Annotated in this window: 14 protein-coding genes; 4 read left to right on the forward strand and 10 right to left on the reverse strand. The window is 69.5% G+C overall.

Annotation, left to right across the window (positions count from 1 at the left end):
* Both VFE28_10040 and VFE28_10045 read left to right on the forward strand, forming a co-directional pair.
* The gene (locus VFE28_10040) at positions 1 to 1,011 is read left to right on the forward strand and encodes a DUF1028 domain-containing protein (protein HZM16333.1); all 1,011 of its coding nucleotides are present in this window, start codon (positions 1 to 3) and stop codon (positions 1,009 to 1,011) included.
* The gene (locus VFE28_10045) at positions 1,008 to 2,480 is read left to right on the forward strand and encodes a glycoside hydrolase family 3 N-terminal domain-containing protein (GenBank protein ID HZM16334.1); all 1,473 of its coding nucleotides are present in this window, start codon (positions 1,008 to 1,010) and stop codon (positions 2,478 to 2,480) included. The genes VFE28_10040 and VFE28_10045 overlap by 4 nt, the downstream gene beginning before the upstream one ends.
* Positions 2,481 to 2,542: 62 nt before the next feature.
* Here VFE28_10045 and VFE28_10050 read toward each other — a convergent pair whose 3' ends face one another.
* Positions 2,543 to 2,695: a hypothetical protein gene (locus VFE28_10050; GenBank protein ID HZM16335.1), complete on the reverse strand. Its 153-nt coding sequence runs from the start codon at positions 2,693 to 2,695 to the stop codon at positions 2,543 to 2,545.
* Between the two features lie 189 nt (positions 2,696 to 2,884).
* Between VFE28_10050 and VFE28_10055 the strand changes: the two genes are divergently transcribed.
* Complete coding sequence (locus VFE28_10055; protein HZM16336.1) at positions 2,885 to 3,136, forward strand: hypothetical protein; 252 nt, start codon at positions 2,885 to 2,887, stop codon at positions 3,134 to 3,136.
* Between the two features lie 207 nt (positions 3,137 to 3,343).
* On the forward strand, positions 3,344 to 4,018 hold the full coding sequence (locus VFE28_10060) for a hypothetical protein (protein ID HZM16337.1): 675 nt from the start codon (positions 3,344 to 3,346) through the stop codon (positions 4,016 to 4,018).
* 57 nt (positions 4,019 to 4,075) lie between these two features.
* On the opposite strand, the gene VFE28_10065 is transcribed toward VFE28_10060, so the two are convergent.
* The 9 genes from VFE28_10065 to VFE28_10105 form a co-directional block, all read right to left on the reverse strand.
* Positions 4,076 to 5,137, reverse strand: a complete 1,062-nt coding sequence (locus tag VFE28_10065) for a 2-oxoacid:ferredoxin oxidoreductase subunit beta (GenBank protein ID HZM16338.1) — start codon at positions 5,135 to 5,137, stop codon at positions 4,076 to 4,078.
* A 2-nt stretch (positions 5,138 to 5,139) separates the two neighbouring features.
* Complete coding sequence (locus tag VFE28_10070) at positions 5,140 to 7,005, reverse strand: 2-oxoacid:acceptor oxidoreductase subunit alpha (GenBank protein ID HZM16339.1); 1,866 nt, start codon at positions 7,003 to 7,005, stop codon at positions 5,140 to 5,142.
* A 269-nt stretch (positions 7,006 to 7,274) separates the two neighbouring features.
* Entirely contained in the window at positions 7,275 to 8,510 is a 1,236-nt protein-coding gene (gene glp / locus VFE28_10075; protein ID HZM16340.1) for a gephyrin-like molybdotransferase Glp, read from the reverse strand.
* A gap of 4 nt (positions 8,511 to 8,514) precedes the next feature.
* Positions 8,515 to 9,444: a hypothetical protein gene (locus VFE28_10080; protein HZM16341.1), complete on the reverse strand. Its 930-nt coding sequence runs from the start codon at positions 9,442 to 9,444 to the stop codon at positions 8,515 to 8,517.
* A complete protein-coding gene (gene hydA / locus VFE28_10085) occupies positions 9,441 to 10,823 on the reverse strand; it encodes a dihydropyrimidinase (GenBank protein HZM16342.1) in 1,383 nt (460 codons plus the stop codon). The genes VFE28_10080 and hydA overlap by 4 nt, the downstream gene beginning before the upstream one ends.
* Before the next feature lie 37 nt (positions 10,824 to 10,860).
* Positions 10,861 to 11,745, reverse strand: a complete 885-nt coding sequence (locus tag VFE28_10090) for a polymer-forming cytoskeletal protein (protein ID HZM16343.1) — start codon at positions 11,743 to 11,745, stop codon at positions 10,861 to 10,863.
* A 112-nt stretch (positions 11,746 to 11,857) separates the two neighbouring features.
* Entirely contained in the window at positions 11,858 to 13,186 is a 1,329-nt protein-coding gene (locus tag VFE28_10095; GenBank protein ID HZM16344.1) for an MFS transporter, read from the reverse strand.
* Positions 13,183 to 15,813, reverse strand: a complete 2,631-nt coding sequence (clpB, locus tag VFE28_10100; GenBank protein HZM16345.1) for an ATP-dependent chaperone ClpB — start codon at positions 15,811 to 15,813, stop codon at positions 13,183 to 13,185. Before clpB ends, VFE28_10095 begins: the two co-directional genes overlap by 4 nt.
* A 225-nt stretch (positions 15,814 to 16,038) precedes the next feature.
* Positions 16,039 to 16,926 carry a diacylglycerol kinase family protein gene (locus VFE28_10105; GenBank protein ID HZM16346.1) on the reverse strand — a complete coding sequence of 296 codons (888 nt, stop codon included), beginning with the start codon at positions 16,924 to 16,926 and terminating at the stop codon, positions 16,039 to 16,041.
* Positions 16,927 to 16,944: the final 18 nt, after the last annotated feature.

Genomic DNA, 16,944 nt, shown 5'->3' on the forward strand with positions numbered 1-16,944 from the left:
ATGTCTCGTGCTGCGCTCGCCTTCGCGGCCGCCGCGGCATTGCTCTTACCCGGGCAGGCGCGCAGCGGCAATCGGCCGGTGCACACCTATTCCATCGTCGCCCGCGACTCCGTCACCGGTGATCTCGGTGTCGCCGTGCAGTCCCACTGGTTCTCCGTCGGTCCCGTGGTGCCGTGGGCCGAAGCGGGGGTCGGGGTGGTGGCGACACAATCGCTCGTGGACGTGTCCTATGGTCCGCTCGGCCTGGAAATGCTGCGGGCCGGCAAGTCGGCGGAGGAAGCGCTGCAAGGTCTGCTCGCCGCCGACGAAGGGCGCGAGCTGCGCCAGGTGGCGATCGTCGACGCCGAGGGACACGTGGCAGCGCACACCGGCAAGCGGTGCATCGCCCAGGCCGGGCACGTGACCGGAGCGGGATTCTCGGCGCAGGCGAACCTGATGCTGCGCGACACGGTGTGGGGTGCCATGGCGAAGGCCTACACCACCACGAAGGGCGACCTGGCGGCGCGGCTGCTGGCGGCATTGGAGGCGGCCCAGGCCGAGGGCGGCGACATCCGTGGCAAGCAGTCGGCGGCGCTCGTGGTGGTACGGGCTCATTCCACCGGCCGCCTCTGGGAGGACCGGCTGGTCGATCTGCGCATCGACGATCATCCCGATCCGGTGGCGGAGATGAAGCGCCTGCTGCAGCTGCAGCGCGCCTACGCCCACATGAATGCGGGCGACCTGGCGATGGAGAAGAACGACGTGGAAGGCGCGGTGCGAGAGTACGGCGCCGCCGAAGCGCTGGCGCCGGGCAATGCCGAGATGCTCTTCTGGCACGCCGTCACCCTCGCCGGCGCCGGCAAGGTCGAGGCTGCCAAGCCGATCCTGGCCCGCGTCTACGGCATGGATGCGAACTGGCGCACGCTGGTGGAGAGGTTGCCTCGGTCGGGACTCCTGCCCGACGACGCGGCACTCGTCCGCACCCTCACCGCCGTGACGCCGGTCGGCGCCACGGCGCCCAAGAGTCCATGAGCACGGCGGCGGATCGCGATGCCAGCCTCGGCCGCGTGCTCATGGTGGCGCCGCCCGACGACTGGTTGCAGCAGGGCTCGGAATGGTTCGACGCCTTCCGCCCGGCGGGTGTGATCCTCTTCCGCCGGCACCTCCCCGACAGGCTCGAGGCGGCGCGCGCCGCCATCGCGCGTCTCCACGCCTGGGCGGCGGCGCAAGGGCGGAAGCTGCTCGTCGCTGCCGACGAAGAGGGCGGCTTTGTTTCCCAGGTGCGCCACCTGTTCCCGGTGCCGCCGAGCGCTCGCGCCCTGGCCTGGGCGGCCCCGCCCGCCGAGGTGCGCCGGGTCACGGCACGTTACGCCGCGCGGCTTCGTGCTCTCGGCCTCGGCTGGAGCTTCGCCCCCGTCTGCGACGTGAACGACAACCCGCGCAATCCGGTGATTGGAGTCCGCGCCTTCGGCACGGCTCCCGAGCAGGTACGCGAGCATGCGGCGGCGGCGCAAGCCGGACTGCACGATGCGGGGCTCCACTCTTGCCTCAAGCACTTCCCCGGGCATGGCGACACCGATCTCGACTCGCACCTGACGCTCCCCGTGCTCGCCCACGGACGGGAGCGCCTCGACCGGGTCGAGCTCGTCCCTTTCCGCGCCCTGCTCGCCGGCGCACCAGCAGTCATGGTGGCGCACCTGGCTTGCCCCGAGCTCGGTGACGGCGAGCTCCCGGCGACGCTGTCACCGCGGGTGAGCACGGAGCTGCTGCGCCGCGAGCTCGGTTTTTCCGGCGTCGCGGTGACCGATGCCATGGAGATGGAAGGGGTGGCCGGGGTGTTCGGTGTCGGCGAGGCGGCGTGGCGCGCCCTCGCGGCGGGCTGCGACCTCTTGCTCTACTGCTTCGCTCTCTCCCGTGTCGAGGAGGCGCGCGACGGTCTGGCGGCGGCGCTCGCTGCGGGGCGCTTGAGCGCCGCCCGTCTCGAAGAGGCGGCGGCACGGGTCGAACGTCTGGCGGCGATGGCACGACCTCCCGCGCCTGAGCTTCCCCCTCCGGCGGAGGACGCGCGCTGGTACAAAGCGCTCTGCGGCCAGGCGCTGCGCCTCGAGGCGCCTTCAGCGTGGAAAAGATTCTGGCAGGCGGGGGAAGGCCAGACCTTGCGCCTCGCCGGCTGGAACGAGGAGGTGCTGCTGGCCTTGTCGCAGCGTTTCGAAGGCCTGGGCATCCCCACGCAGTGCGCTGCCCCCGAGCTTCTCGCCGACTACACCGCACCCACGCTCGCCGTTCTCGCCGAGCGCCGTCCGCTCGGCGCCAGCGCCAGCGCCGCCCTGCGCCGTCTCGCCGGGGGCTCGGGCCCCGTGGCCCTGGCGAATCTCCTCACGCCCGAGGTAGATGCGCCGGTGGCGGCGGCGTTCCCGGCTCGCCTGCAGAGCGCCGACCGCAGCGACCTCATGCTCGACACCGTCGTCGAGCGTTGCCTCGCTCTCCGCCACTCGTCCTGAGCCAGGGCAGGGGAAGCCGGCGGCGGTGAGGCGCCGCCCGCGAGCGCTGCCTCGTCCGCGCCTCACACCCGGCGCAGGGAGCGCAAGAGCATGCAGGTGATGCCCACCACGAGCAGCAGGCACGCGATCCGGATCTGACCGCCCAGCGCTGCGATCACCGCGCCCAAGAGGGCCAGCCGGCCCAGCCAAATCCACCAGCGGCGCCGCACACGCATGACGACTCCTTGCGTTCGGGTCGAGCCCGAGAGGTGGTGACGATACGAGACAGCATAGGAGCAGTGAGGCTGACTGCGCTACCCTCGCTTCCCGGACGGCCCCGGCGGGCGCCGCCTCCGGCGGGCGCCGCCTCCGGCGGGCGCGGAGGGACCGCGTCCGACGCTCGGTGCAGAAACGCGGAGGTGCGTGTGTGGCTCTGGCTCGAGCCGGTGCTCGAGCACTGGCTCGCTGCGGCGTGTTCGGGCTGGCTGGGGTACTTCTCGACCTCGATCATCTGCCGGTCCTGGTTTTCCGCGGCCTCCCTCTCACCGCCGAGAACCTCGCTCGCGAAGCAGGTAGACCGCTGCATTGGCCGGCTCTCGTGGGCTGCGGGCTTTACCTCGGCACTTGCCTCGCATCTCTTTATCGACTACGTCGTCGGGCACGGCTGGCTGCGCTGAGCGAGGCGCCATGCCGGAGCGAGCCTCGATGACAGCGTCCACGAGCTGCCTGGCGCGCGCGGTCGTGGCACGCAACTCGGCGTCGATCGCCAGCTGCGACTGGAGGTCGGCCACACCATCGGCTGGGCTGGTGCTAGAATCGCTTTGCAGCTGGTGCTAGAATCGCTTTGCAGCTGGTGCTAGAACCGCTTCGCGGGAGGTACCATCATGAAGCTCGCCGCGCTCTGGTTCGCTCTGCTCGCGCTCGCCGCCACCACGGCCTCGGCACAGGTCGCGCACTGCAATTGCAACGAAATGGACGTCTGCGAAGGGATCGTGGCGGATGTCGACCTCCACTTCGGTCGCGTTTTCGAGGGTGCTTACCGCCCAGGCGAGCCGTACGACGTCTTGACCATCGACCCCGCAGGTACCGGCGAGACCTTCGAGGAGATGGACATCTCGTTGCGCGTGCGCCTGCGCTGCGAAGTGAGCGGCCTTTTCCTCGTCGGGCTACCGGCGGAAAGCATCATCCTGTACAGCGCGCAGCTGTGCATGTGCAGCGGTTGGAAGCCCGCCGATGCACCCACGGACGAGAACGGTTGGACGAGCTTCAGCGGTACGATTCGTGGCGGCGGATGCGCGACGCATCTGAGCTTGTTCGCGGACGGGATCGGCGTCACGCAGATCCCGATTCGGATCAACAGCCCCGACACCGCGACCGGCTCCCCGTGCCACGTGGATGCGTCGGACCTCGCGGCGCTCGCCGAGCGGCTCGGGCGGCCGGAGTCGTACAGCATTTGTTTCGATTACAACGAGAGCGGCCCACCGACGATTGACGCCAGTGACCTGACTTTCTTCGCCTCGACCCTGGGAAGCCAGTGCACCGTGGGCCCGAACCACTGAGCGGATCGACTCGGTGGGCGGGATTGCCAGAGCGAGGGCGGTGGAGCTGGGTCGCGCTCAGACGGTCCAGGTGTCGCCGCTGTGCAGCAGCGCTTCGAGGTTGCCCGGGCCCTTGCGGGCGACGACCTCGTTCACCTGTTCGTGCATGCTCTGATCGAGCACCGGACGTTCGACGCTGCGCAGAATACCGATGGGCGTCGGGAGCTCCGGCGGCCCGAGGCGGGAGAGCAGGAAGGCGAGGGTCGGATCCTCGGCGTGGGCGTCGTGCACGAGGACGTCGTCGAGGCCGGTCTCCTGCACGTTGACCACCTCGACGCCGGTGCCGCGCAGGCGCAGGCCCTTCTCCAGCTGCTTGCCGAACAGGATCGGCTTGCCGTGCTGCAGGTCGAGGGTGTTCTCGTCCCGCACTTCCTTGCCGCGCATGAAATCGAAGGCGCCGTCGTTGAAGATGTTGCAGTTCTGGTAGACCTCGACGAAGGCAGCACCGCGGTGCGCCGCCGCCGCCTCGAGGACGGCCAGCAGGTGCTGGGTGAACACGTCCACCGTGCGCGCCACGAAGGTCGCCTCCGCACCCAGCGCCACCGACAGCGGGTTGAACGGGTTTTCCGCCGACCCAAAGGGAGTGGACTTGGTCTTCTTGCCCTGCTCCGACGTCGGCGAGTACTGCCCCTTGGTGAGGCCGTAGATGCGGTTGTTGAACAGCACGATCTTGACGTCCACGTTGCGGCGCAGGACGTGGATGAGATGATTGCCGCCGATGGAGAGGCCGTCCCCGTCGCCGGTGGCGATCCACACCGACAACCCCGGATTGGCCACCTTGATGCCCGTGGCCACTGCCGGGGCGCGGCCGTGGATGGTGTGGAAGCCGTAGGTGTCCACGTAGTAGGGCAGGCGGCTGGAGCAGCCGATGCCGGAAACGACAACGATCTGCTCGCGCGGGATCCCCAGCTTGGCGAACATCACGTGGAAGGCACGCAGGATGGCGTAGTCCCCGCAGCCCGGGCACCAGCGCACTTCCTGGTCGCTTTCGAAGTCCTTGCGCGTCAGCTGTACGGCGGTGCCGCCGTTCGGCGTTCCCCGCTCCTTGCCGTTGTCCTTGCCGTCGTCGTCGTGGTTCATCGTCAGCTCTCCAGCACCTTGCGGATGCGTTCCATGATCTCGCGGCGCTTGAAGGGTTGGCCTTGCACCTTGCTGTAGGAGATCGCGTCCACGAGGAAGCGGCCGCGGAGCAACAGCGCCAGCTGCCCCGAATTGAGCTCGGGCACGAGCACGCGCCGGAAGCGGTGCAGCACCTCGCCCAGGTTCTTCGGCAACGGGTTCATGTGCCGCAGGTGCGTCTGGCTCACCACGATGCCCTCGGCAGCCAGGTCGGCGACGGCACTGGTGATGGCGCCATAGGTGCTGCCCCAGCCGAGGACGAGCAAGTCTCCCGACTGCGGGCCTTGCACCTGCAGGGGGGCGATGTCGTGGGCGATGCGCGCCACCTTCTCGGCGCGGACGTGCACCATGTGCTCGTGGTTTTCCGGGTCGTAGCTCACGTTGCCCGAGCCGTCCCACTTCTCCAGACCGCCGATGCGATGCTGCATGCCCGGCGTTCCCGGCCGCACCCAAGGCCGGGCCAAGGTGGCGGGATCGCGCATGTAGGGCTCGAAGCCCTGCGGATCGGTGCGGAAGCCCGGGACGATCCGCGGCAGGTCGGACACCTTCGGCAGCAGCCAGGGGTCGCTGCCGTTGGCCAGGTAGCCGTCGGAGAGCAAGATCACCGGCACCATGTGCGTGATGGCGAGGCGCGCGGCTTCGAAGGCCATCCAGAAGCAGTCGGCCGGCGTGCAGGCGGCGAGGACGACCACGGGAGATTCGCCGTGGCGGCCGAAGAGCGCCTGCAGCAAGTCGGCTTGCTCGGTTTTCGTCGGCATGCCGGTGGACGGCCCGGCGCGCTGGATATCCACCACCACGAGGGGCAGCTCGGCCATGACCGCGAGCCCGATGGTCTCGCTCTTCAAGGCCAGGCCCGGACCACTGGTGGTGCAGATGCCGAGGGAGCCGGCGAAGGAGGCGCCGAGGGCGGCGCCGGCGGCGGCGATCTCGTCTTCGGCCTGGAAGGTGAAGACGTTGAAATTCTTGTAACCCGAGAGCTCGTGGAGGACGTCGCTCGCCGGCGTGATCGGGTAGCTGCCGAGGAAGAGCGGCAGGCCCGCCTGCTGCGCCGCGGCCACGAAGCCCAGGGAGAGGGCGCTGTTGCCGTTGATGTTGCGGTACTTGCCCGGGGGCAGCTTCGCCGGCGGCACCTCGTAGGTGACCTGGAAGATCTCGGTCGCCTCGCCGAAGGTGTAGCCCGCCTTGAGCGCCAGCGTGTTGGCCTCGATGAACTCCGGCTTGTCCTTGAACTTGCGCCCCAACCAGGTGACGGTGTTGTCCAGCGGCCGGTTGTACAGGTAATACATGAGACCGAGGGCGAAGAAGTTCTTGCAGCGCTCCTTCTCCTTCGCGGTCAGCTTGGTCTCCTTGAGCGCTTCCTTGGTCAGCTTTTCGATCTCGACCGGGAGGATGCGGTAGGCGTCGAGGCTGTGGTCTTCCAGCGGGTTGGTCTCGTAGCCGGCCTTCTCCAGATCCTTGGGGCCGAAGGCATCGGCGTTGACGATGAGCCAGCCGTTGGGCTTGAGGTCGCGGATGTTGACCTTGAGCGCCGCGGGGTTCATGGCCACGAGCACGTCCGGCTCGTCCCCGGGCGTGCTGATGTCTTCGCTGCTGAAGTGGATCTGGAAAGCGCTGACCCCGGGCAGAGTGCCTGCGGGCGCACGGATTTCCGCCGGGAAATCGGGGAGCGTGCTCAGATCGTTGCCGATGGCTGCGGCGGTGGCGGTGAAGCGGTCACCGGTGATCTGCATGCCGTCGCCGGAATCGCCGGCGAAGCGCACCACCACCCGGCTCAGGCGCTCGACACGGGGTCCCGACGCCGGCTTCGGGGTGATTTGCTTCGTGGTCATGCTCTCCTCGAGACTCGATCCGGAAGGGGCACTCGGGGCGCGGCGGCGCCTGCGGGCCGGCGCGCTCGCTCGCAGCGTTGCCGGTAGGAGAGTCCCAGAAGCGCCGCTCGCAAAGGTCGCGCCGTCGCCGCTCGTCGAGTCCAAACGGTCGGCGCACGACGCCTCCGAAAGCTCTCCATACCTTAAGACTTGGGGAACAGTCGGTCAAGCGAAGGGGGGGACACGCCAGGAGCGGAGGTGCTTCCGCTCCGGCGGTGGCGCATGCAGCCTCAATGGTCCTCCGGCAGGTCGGTCATGTGCAGGAGCACCGGGCCACCGGCAGGCACGGCGGCGACGTCCGCCGGCACCAAGGCCAGAGCATTGGCGCGCGCCATCGAGGAGAGGATGCCCGAGCCTTGCGGCCCGGTGCTGCTGGCCCAGAGCGCGCCGTCCCGTTCCTCCGCCTGCACGCGCACGAAGTGCAAGCGACCGTCGGCGCGGCCCTTGTCGTAGCCGTTCGCGAGCCGCGCCCGGCGCACGGGACGATGCAGGTGCCGGAAGCCCGACAACTGCCGCAACAGGGGCCGCACGTACTCTTCGAGGCACACCATGACCGAAACGGGGTTCCCCGGCGAACCGACGATGAGCTTGTCCTGCCGCGTCCAGAAGGCGAGGGGGCTGCCGGGCTTCTGTTCCACTCCCCAGAACACCAAGTGCGCGCCGAGCTCCTGGACCATGGCCTTGATGTGATCGTGTGTGCCGACGGAAACGCCGCCGTTGGTGATCAAGACGTCGGCGCTCGCGAGTGCCGCGGCGAGGGTGTCGCGGACCGCCTGCTCCCGATCGGGGACGCGCGGGAAGAGGAGCGCCGTGCCGCCGAAGGTGCGCACTTGGGCGGCCATGGAATGGATGTTGGCGTCCCGGATCTGTCCCGGTCCCGGCTGCTCGGACACCGCCACGAGCTCGTCGCCGGTGGTGACGAGGGCCACGCGAGGCGAAGGGTGGACGCGCACTTGGGCACGACCCAGCGCGGCGAGCAGGCCGATCTCCGCCGGACGGAGCGGTGTCCCCGCCACCAACACGCGCTCGCCTTGCCGGACATCCTCACCGGCCTGACGCACATGGGCGCCTTGAGGCGGCGCCCGCAGCACTTCGACCCAGGGTTCGCTCAGGCGGGTGAGTTCGACGGGCACCACCGTATCGGCGCCGTCGGGCACCGGTGCACCGGTCATCACTCGGATGGCCGTTCCCGGGTGGACGGCGACCGAGGCAGTGCGCCCCGCCGGGACGTCGTCGACGACGCGCAGACGCCGCACCGCCTCCGGCGCCGCGCCCTCCACGTCGGCGGCGCGGACGGCATAACCGTCCATGGCAGAGTTGACGAAGGGGGGCACGTTCGCTGCGGCCACCACGTCCTCGGCGAGAACGCGGCCGAGAGCGGACTCGAGGTCCGCGCGGACCGGCGTGAGCGGTGCGGCGTGCTCCAGGAGCAGGCGCAACGCTTCTTCCGGGCTCTGCCTGCCCATGCTTTCAGCCCTCGCCGGCGCGCAGCGCCTTGAAGAACTCCCGGAGCGGTTGTCCGGTCTCGGCGATGCTGCCCTGCTGCACGTGGAAGACGGCGCGTTTCCCTGCTTCCAGGATCAGCTCGTTGCCGCTCTTCTTCAGGAAGAGGATCACCTGCTCGTCGCGGACGAAGCGCGGCGAGCGGGGGAAGGCGCCATAGTCGAGCTTCAAGCTGTCGGGCTGGGAGCCTTTGATCATCTCGATGGGCTCGAACTCCACGTACACCCGGACCTCCACGGAGATGCCCTCGATGACCCGGTGGCGCTTGTCCACGGCCGCCACGCGGGCGTGCACCACGACATCGCTCCGACCGTAGAGCTCCGCGGGCAACAAGGTGTACTCGAGCTCCTGGAACTCCTTCTTGAGCTCGCTGCGCTTGATCTCCTCGGGAAAGGCGCTACTGCCCTTCAGGCGCAGCTTGCCTTGCTGCAGCGGCCAGGCGTACTGCGGAAAGGGCAGGAGATAGCCGCTCAGGGAATCCGGACCGATGCGGGCACCCGTGGCATCGCCGTAACGCTCCCGCGCCGTGTCGAGATAGGCGTCGGTGGCGCCGTTCAGCCGGTCCCAGAGCATGAGCAGGGTTTCGTCTCCAGGCTTGGCGTTGATGCCGCGGGGAGCCTTGAAGAGCAGGCGCCCCGGCGCCGGCGTGCCCAGCCACACCTCGCGCACCGTGGCGGCGTGGTAGGCCGCGCCCAGGCTGGAATCGACGCCCGCATAGATCCCGAGCACCACGGCGTCCACCGACAACCAGGCGTCGCGCAACTGGGCTCTGGTGCCGAGAACCTCGCCGCTCGGCGCCGCCGCCCGGGCCGGGGCGAGCGCTGTGAGGGCGGCGGTGGCGACCGCCGCGAGCGCCGTCCGCCGCTGGCGATGGGTGGTGGCGACGCGCGTTCTCACTGGTTGGCGAAGAGTCCGCACTTCTGGAACTGCCCGCGCCCGGGACGGCCCTTCCAATGCTCGCCGTCCACGATCAGCTCGCCGCGGGAGAAGACCTTGACGATCTTGCCGCGCACCTTCATGCCCTCGTAGGGATTGTAGTCGCAGTTCATGTGGTGCGTCTCGACACTGATGCGGTGCTCACCGGCGGGATCGAAGAGCACGATGTCGGCGTCCGCCTGCGGGGCGATGGTGCCCTTGCGCGGGAAGAGGCCGAAGATCTTGGCCGGTGCGGTGGCGGTGATGGAGACGAAACGGTGCAGGTCGAAGCGCTTGCCAAGGACGCCGCCGTGATAGAGGAGCTGCATGCGGTTCTCCACCCCCGGGGCGCCGTTGGGGATCTTGGCGAAGTTGCCCCGCCCCAGCTCCTTCTGCTCCTTCATGCAGAACGGGCAGTGGTCCGTGGCCACCACCGAAAGCTGGTCGGTCTGCAGGGCGCGCCACAGGCGCTCGCCGTGCTCGCGGGGACGCAGTGGCGGCGACATGACGTACTTGGCGCCGTCGAAGTCGGGCTCCTTGTAGCGCTCCTGGTCGAGGAAGAGATACTGCGGGCAGGTTTCCCCGAACACCGGCAGACCTCGGGCACGAGCGGCGGCCACGGCGTCCGCCGCTTCCGCCGCCGTCATGTGCACGATGTAGATCGGCGCGCCGGCGATCTCGGCCAGGGCGATGGCGCGATGGGTGGCCTCGCCTTCGGCGAGGCTGGGCCGGGTGAGGGCATGATAGAGGGGCGCGGTCTTGCCGGCCGCCAGGGCCTGTTGCACCAGCACGTCGATGACGCTGCCGTTCTCGGCGTGCATCTGGATGAGGGCGCCGATCCCGGCGGCCCGCTGCAGGGCCTGGAAGATCTCGCCATCCGTGGAGAGGAAGACGCCGGGGTAGGCCATGAAGAGCTTGAAGCTGGTGATGCCCTCGTCGGCCAGGCCGCGCATCTCGTCCAGCGTGCTCGGGTTCACCTCGCCCATGATCATGTGGAAGGCATAGTCGCTGGTGGCCCGGCCTTCAGCGCGCGCATGCCAATGGTCGAGGCCCTGGCGCAGCGACTCGCCCTTGTACTGCACCGCGAAGTCGATGCAGGTGGTGGTGCCGCCGAAAGCGGCGGCGCGGGTGCCGCTTTCGAAGTCGTCGGAGGAAACGGTGCCGCCGAAGGGGAGGGCGAAATGGGTGTGCGCGTCGACACCGCCGGGAAGGAGCAGCAAGCCGCGGGCGTCGACTTTTTCTTCGCTGCTGTCGGCCACACCGTGGCCGATGGCCGCGATGCGCCCGTTCTCGATGCGCAGGTCGGCGGCGTAGCGGTCGGTGGCGGTGACGACGGTGCCGTTGACGATTCCCAGGCTCATGCGGCGACCTCCGTGGGAGCGTGCCGGGAAGCGCCGCTCAGCCGAGTTCGTCGAGCAGTTCGTGTTGCAGTTTCTGCAGCGACAGGAGCAACGTGGCAGGATCGGGGCCGTCCACACCGGCGCTCTCTGGCAAGGTGCGGCGCACCCGCACCGACAGGTGCAGATCGCCGGGGTTCTCGTCGAGGCGCACCAGCGCCACGGGTCCGACCACCAGCGCGGCACGGCGCAGGCGCGCCAGAGCCTGGGCGACCTCGCGGGCGCCGCCGGTTCCCGTCACTTGCAGCGGTGCCTCCGGGGTGGCCCCGGCCGCTGCGGGCGCGCTCGCGGCCCGTAGCGCCTGCTCCACTCGTTGCAAGCGCTCCCGCAACTTCGGGTACGGCAGGGGCTCGCGGCAACGGAAGATGGGACGCAACGCCCCCGAGCGGTCGGCGCGCTCGGCCCGCGTCTCCAGGTCGAACCCCATACCGCGCAGGAAGTTCTCCGCCGCCTGTTCGGTCTCCTCCAGGTCCTCCCGCGGCCCCTCGGCGTAGGACTTGAGCAGCGCCGGTAACAGATAGTGGCGCGGCGGGCCCACCGGACCGGACATGTGCACCTTGGCGTTCAGGATCACACCCTCGTGAATGCGGATCTGCGGCGCCACCACCTCGCCGGAGACGACGGCGCCGGGCTTGATCTCGATGCGCTGCTGCGCATGCAGGCTGCCCTGCGTTTGGCCGAGAACGAGGATGCGCTCCGCTTGCACTTCGCCCTGGAGTCTCCCTTCGGGCATGATGCGCAGCGCCCGATCCACTCGGAGCCGGCCCTCGAAGCTACCTACCAGCACCAGATCATCCGACGAGTGCAACTCACCCACGGCTCGTGTTCCGGCCGAGAGCACCGTCGCCACTGCGACCTGGGGCGTTGCTTCTTCCTTCGGGCTCATGTTCCTCCGCTCCGATCGCATGGGATCCCTGTCTGGAAAGATCTGCAGCGAGTCAAGGCAGGATAGCTTGCGCCGGCAGGCATCGCCAGGGGGGGCACCACCGGAGCGGCGCTCACGCGGCCGCGGCGCCCTGGGAGTCGGCCTCCTGGGCGGCGCGCCGCCCCTCCTCCACGTCGACCCGGGAGAGGAGGAAGCCGCCGATGACGAAGAAGACGACGATGGAGAGCACCGCGGCGCGGCTCGAGCCGGTGAGGGCGATGAGCAGGGCGAAGACCGCCGGGCCCAGGATGCCGGCGAACTTCTCCGCCACGGCGAAGAAGGCGAAGAACTCCGAGGACTTCGACTTCGGGATCATGCTGGCGAAGAGCGAGCGCGACAGCGCCTGCGTGCCGCCGAGCACCATGGAGACCAGCAGGGCGAGGAGGTAGAACTCCCATGCCGTGGACAGGCGGAAGCCCAGATAGCCGATGCCGACGAAGAGCACCAGGGCGCCCTGGATCGACTTCTTCGGCCCGATCCAGCCGGCGAGGGTGCCGAAGAAGAAGGCGCAGGGGACGCCGACGAAGTTCACCAGCAGGATGGCGAGGAGGAGCTGGTCCCGCGGCAGGCCGATCTCCTTGCCGTAGATCGTGGCCATGCGGACGATGGTGAGCACGCCATCGTTGTAGACGAGGAAAGCGAGCAAGAGCAGCCCCGCCTGCCGGTAGTGCCGCAACGCCAGCACGGTGTCGCGCAGCTGCCGCACCGTGCCGCGGAGCGCCCCCTCCGCCGCCGGCGCCCGGCCCGAGGGCGGTTCGCGGACGCGGCGGAAGAGCGGCAGCGCGAAGAGCAGCCACCACACCGCCACGGAGACGAAGGCGAGGCGCACCGGCAGCGTCGCGCCGGCCCCGCTTTGGGGCAGGCCGAAGGCGCCGGGGAAGCGGATCCACGCCAGGTTGAGGGCGAGCAGCAGGCCGCCGCCCAGATAGCCGAGGGCGTAGCCCGCGGTGGAGACCCGGTCCGCCTCGTCGGGTCGCGCCACGTGGGGCAAGAGCGAGTCGTAGAAGACGAAGCTGCCCGAAGCACCGATGTTGGCGAGGGCGAAGAGCGCCGCGCCGAGCAGCCAGTCGCCGTCGCCGACCACGGCCATGCCGGCGCAGGCGAGGATGCCGAGGCTCATGAAGGTGCCGAGGAAGCGTTTCTTCAGCGGCCGCGTGTCCGCGAGGGCACCGAGGCCCGGGGCGAGGAGGGCGACGACGATGAGCGCCAGCGTGGTCGCCAGCGCGTGCCGTTGCGTCGCCACCGCGGGCGGCAGACCGCGGCAGGCGACCTCGAGGTAGTAGACCGGGAAGATCGCGGTCACGATGGTGGCGGAGAAGGCGGAGTTGGCCCAATCGTAGAGCGCCCAGGCGCGCAGCTCGGGCCGGTCGAGGCCGAGGCGGCCGAACAGACCGCCGCTCATGACGCCCTGGCGCTGGCGGCCAGCGGTTCGATGTGGAAAGCGAGGTCGCCGTTTTCGAGGTCGATGCGCACGGTGGCGCCGTCGGGCACCTGGCCGGCGACGAGGGCGCGGCCGAGACGCGTCTCGATCTGGCGCTGCAGGGTGCGCTTGAGCGGCCGGGCGCCGTAGACCGGGTCGTAGCCGGCGCGCGCCACGTGCTCCCGCGCCGCGTCGGAGAGCTGCAGGTCGATCCTTCGCTCCAGCAGCCGGCGGCGCAAATCGCGCAGCAAGAGCTCGACGATGGACTGGATCTCCTCGAAGGTGAGCGGTTTGAACAACACCACCTCGTCGACGCGGTTCAAGAACTCCGGCCGAAAGTGGGCGCGCAGCTCGCGCAGCACCGCTTCGCGGGCCGCCGGGCGGATCTCGCCCGTGGCGGTCAGGCCCTCGAGGAGGAGCGGCGAGCCGACGTTCGAGGTCATGATGATGACGGTGTTCTTGAAGTCCACGGTGCGCCCCTGGGCATCGGTGGCGCGCCCGTCGTCGAGAATTTGCAGCAGCACGTTAAACACATCATGGTGTGCCTTCTCGATCTCGTCGAAGAGCACGATGGTGTAGGGCTTGCGCCGCACCGCCTCGGTGAGCTGGCCGCCCTCCTCGTAGCCGACGTAGCCCGGCGGGGCGCCGAGGAGCCGGGAGACGGTGTGCTTCTCCATGTACTCGCTCATGTCGATGCGCACCAAGTTGTCCTCGCTGTCGAAGAGGGCCTGCGCCAGCGCCTTGGCCAGCTCGGTCTTCCCCACCCCAGTGGGGCCGAGGAAGATGAACGAACCGATGGGGCGGCGTGGATCCTTGATCCCCGAGCGTGCCCGGAGTACGGCGTCCGCCACCAGCTGCACCGCTTCGTCCTGGCCGACGACGCGTTCATGCAGGATCTGGTCGAGCCGCAGGAGCTTGTCCCGCTCGCCCTCCACGAGGCGGGTGACCGGGATGCCGGTCCAGCGTGAGACGATCTCGGCGATCTCGCCCTCGGTGACCTCTTCCTGCAGCAGCCGCTTACCGGAAGGGTCGGAGAGGGCGGCCTCGCCGGCTTTCAGCTGCCGTTCCAGCTCCGGCAAGCGGCCGTGCTTGAGCTCGGCGGCGCGGTTGAGGTCGTACTTGCGCTCCGCCTCCGCCATCTCCCGCCGCACCTGCTCGATCTGCTCGCGCAACGCCCGCACCGCGGCGATGGCTTCCTTCTCCTTCTGCCACTGGGCACGCATGCTGGCGGCTTGCGTCTGCAGATCCGCGAGCTCCGCCCGCAACGCCTGCAAGCGCTCCCGGCTCTGGGCGTCCTTCTCCTTCTTGAGGGCGGCTTCCTCGATCTCGAGCTGCATCACCCGTCGGGTCACCGCGTCCAGCTCCGCCGGCATGGAGTCGATCTCGGTGCGGATGGTGGCGCAGGCCTCGTCCATCAGATCGATGGCCTTGTCGGGGAGGAAGCGGTCAGAGATGTAGCGGTTGGAGAGCACCGCGGCGGCGACGAGGGCGGCGTCCTGGATGCGGACGCCGTGGTGCACCTCGAAGCGCTCGCGCAGGCCGCGGAGAATCGAGATCGTGTCCTCCACGTTCGGCGGCTCCACCATGATGGGCTGGAAGCGCCGCTCCAGCGCCGCATCCTTCTCCACGTGCTTACGGTACTCGTCGAGGGTGGTGGCGCCGATGCAGTGCAGCTCGCCGCGGGCCAGCATGGGCTTGAGCAGGTTGCCCGCGTCGGGCGAACCCTCGGTGCGCCCGGCACCGACGATGTTGTGCAGCTCGTCGATGAACATGAGGATGCGGCCCTGGCTCTGGCGCACCTCCTGGAGCACGGCCTTGATGCGTTCCTCGAACTCGCCGCGGAACTTGGCGCCGGCGAGCAGTGACCCCATGTCGAGGGCGAAGAGGCTGCGGTCTTGCAGCCACTCCGGCACGTCGCCGCGGACGATGCGCTGCGCCAGGCCTTCGACGATGGCGGTCTTGCCCACCCCGGGTTCGCCGATGAGCACCGGGTTGTTCTTCGTCTTCCGCGACAGGATGCGAACGACGCGGCGGATCTCCTCGTCCCGCCCGATGACCGGGTCGAGCTTGCCTTGCCGAGCCTGCTCGACGAGGTCGATGCCGTACTTGCTCAGCACCTCGTAGGTGCCTTCGGGGGTGGCGCTGGTGACCCGCTGGTTGCCGCGCACCGCCGAGAGCGCCTTGAGGAAAGCGTCGCGGCCGACATGGAACTGCTTCCACAGGCGGCCGAGAGGCGTGGAAGGATCTTCGTCGAGGAGCGCCAGCGCCAGGTGCTCCACCGAGACATAGTCGTCCCGCAGGCGCTTGGCCTCGTCCTCGGCCTTGACGAAGAGGCGCTGGAAGCGCTGCGTCACCAGGATGCGGCCCGGCTCGGCACCGGGACCGGAAATGCGGGGGCGTTTGTCGAGCTCGCTTTCGAGCGCCGCCGCCAGGGGCTGCACTGGCACCTGCAGGCGCTCGAGGAGCCGCGGCAGCAGGCCGTCCCCCTGCCGTAGCAGCGCCAGCGCCAGGTGCTCCGCGTCGACTTCCTGATGCCCGTAGCGGACCGCGGTGTTCTGCGCTTCGAGCACCGCCTCCTGCGACTTCTGTGTCAGCCGATTGAGATCCATCTTCATTTTCTCCCGGCGGCGCGTCCGCCCGAACCAACCCCTGCGGTCAAGCCTCCGACCGAGCTCTGCTAAACGGTGTGGCGTGGTGAGTTCTGCCGCCGGCCAGAGGCCGCGGCGTCGTCGAAGATAAACCGGTGAGGCGGGCGCGTCCAGAGCGACAAGGCGGGCAGGGCGAGAAGGTCCGCAGCGACGGAGCGCGCCGGGGTGCGAGGCGCGCCGGCAGGATCAGAAAGTACGGAGCGCGCCGGGCAAGCAGCGCAGCTCCAGCAAGCGCACGTCGAGGGCGACGAACTCGCCGTCCACGTGCACCGGGATTCCCTGCGGGGCCTCGATGCGGAGCTGGGGGGTCTGCAGCGCGCGCACATGGGGCGAGCGCAGGTGTGCGCCGCTGAAGGTGCGGGGCAGGAGCGCCAGGATGCGCCAGAGATCGAGGTCGCGGACGAAGCAGAGGTCGAACAAGCCGTCGTCGTTGCGTGCCTGCGGTGCCAGGCGGAAAGCGCCGCCGACGCGCCGGCCGATACAGACGGAGGCCATGAACACCTCGCCTTCCCAGCTGCCGCCGTCCCACTCGAAGCGGAGCGGTGCGGGGGTCCGCTGCGCCAGCGTGCGGGCCACGGCGGCGAGGTAGACCGCCGGGCCGCGCAAGCGCCGGATGCGGTGGCTCTCGTAGTTGACCCGGCCCTCGAAGCCGAGGCCGATGCTGTTGTGGAAGCGCCGCCCGTTCCAGGCGCCGAGATCGACGCGCCGCTCCCGCGCCGCGGCGACGCGCTCGACGCAAGCTTCCACTTGGGAAGGCCAGCCGTTCATCCAGGCGAAGTCGTTCCCCGTCCCGGCGGGGACGACGCCGAGGATGTGCCTTTCCAGGTCGAGGGACTGCAGGACCTCGTGGATGGTGCCATCACCGCCGCAGACGACGACGGCGTCGAAGGCGCTGCCGTGTTCCGCCACCAGGGAGGCAGCCTCCCCGGCCCGCGTCGTCCGCACCATCTCGAAGGGCAGAGCGTGGCGGCGCAGGGCTGCCTCCAGCGCCGCGGGCGTGCCGGCGCGGCCGCCGCGGCAGGCGGCGGGATTGACGACGACGAAGCAGCGCATTCCTACCCCGATGCAGCGCATTCCTACTTCCAGGGTCGA

This window comes from Candidatus Krumholzibacteriia bacterium, from assembly GCA_035649275.1.
Lineage (GTDB): Bacteria > Krumholzibacteriota > Krumholzibacteriia.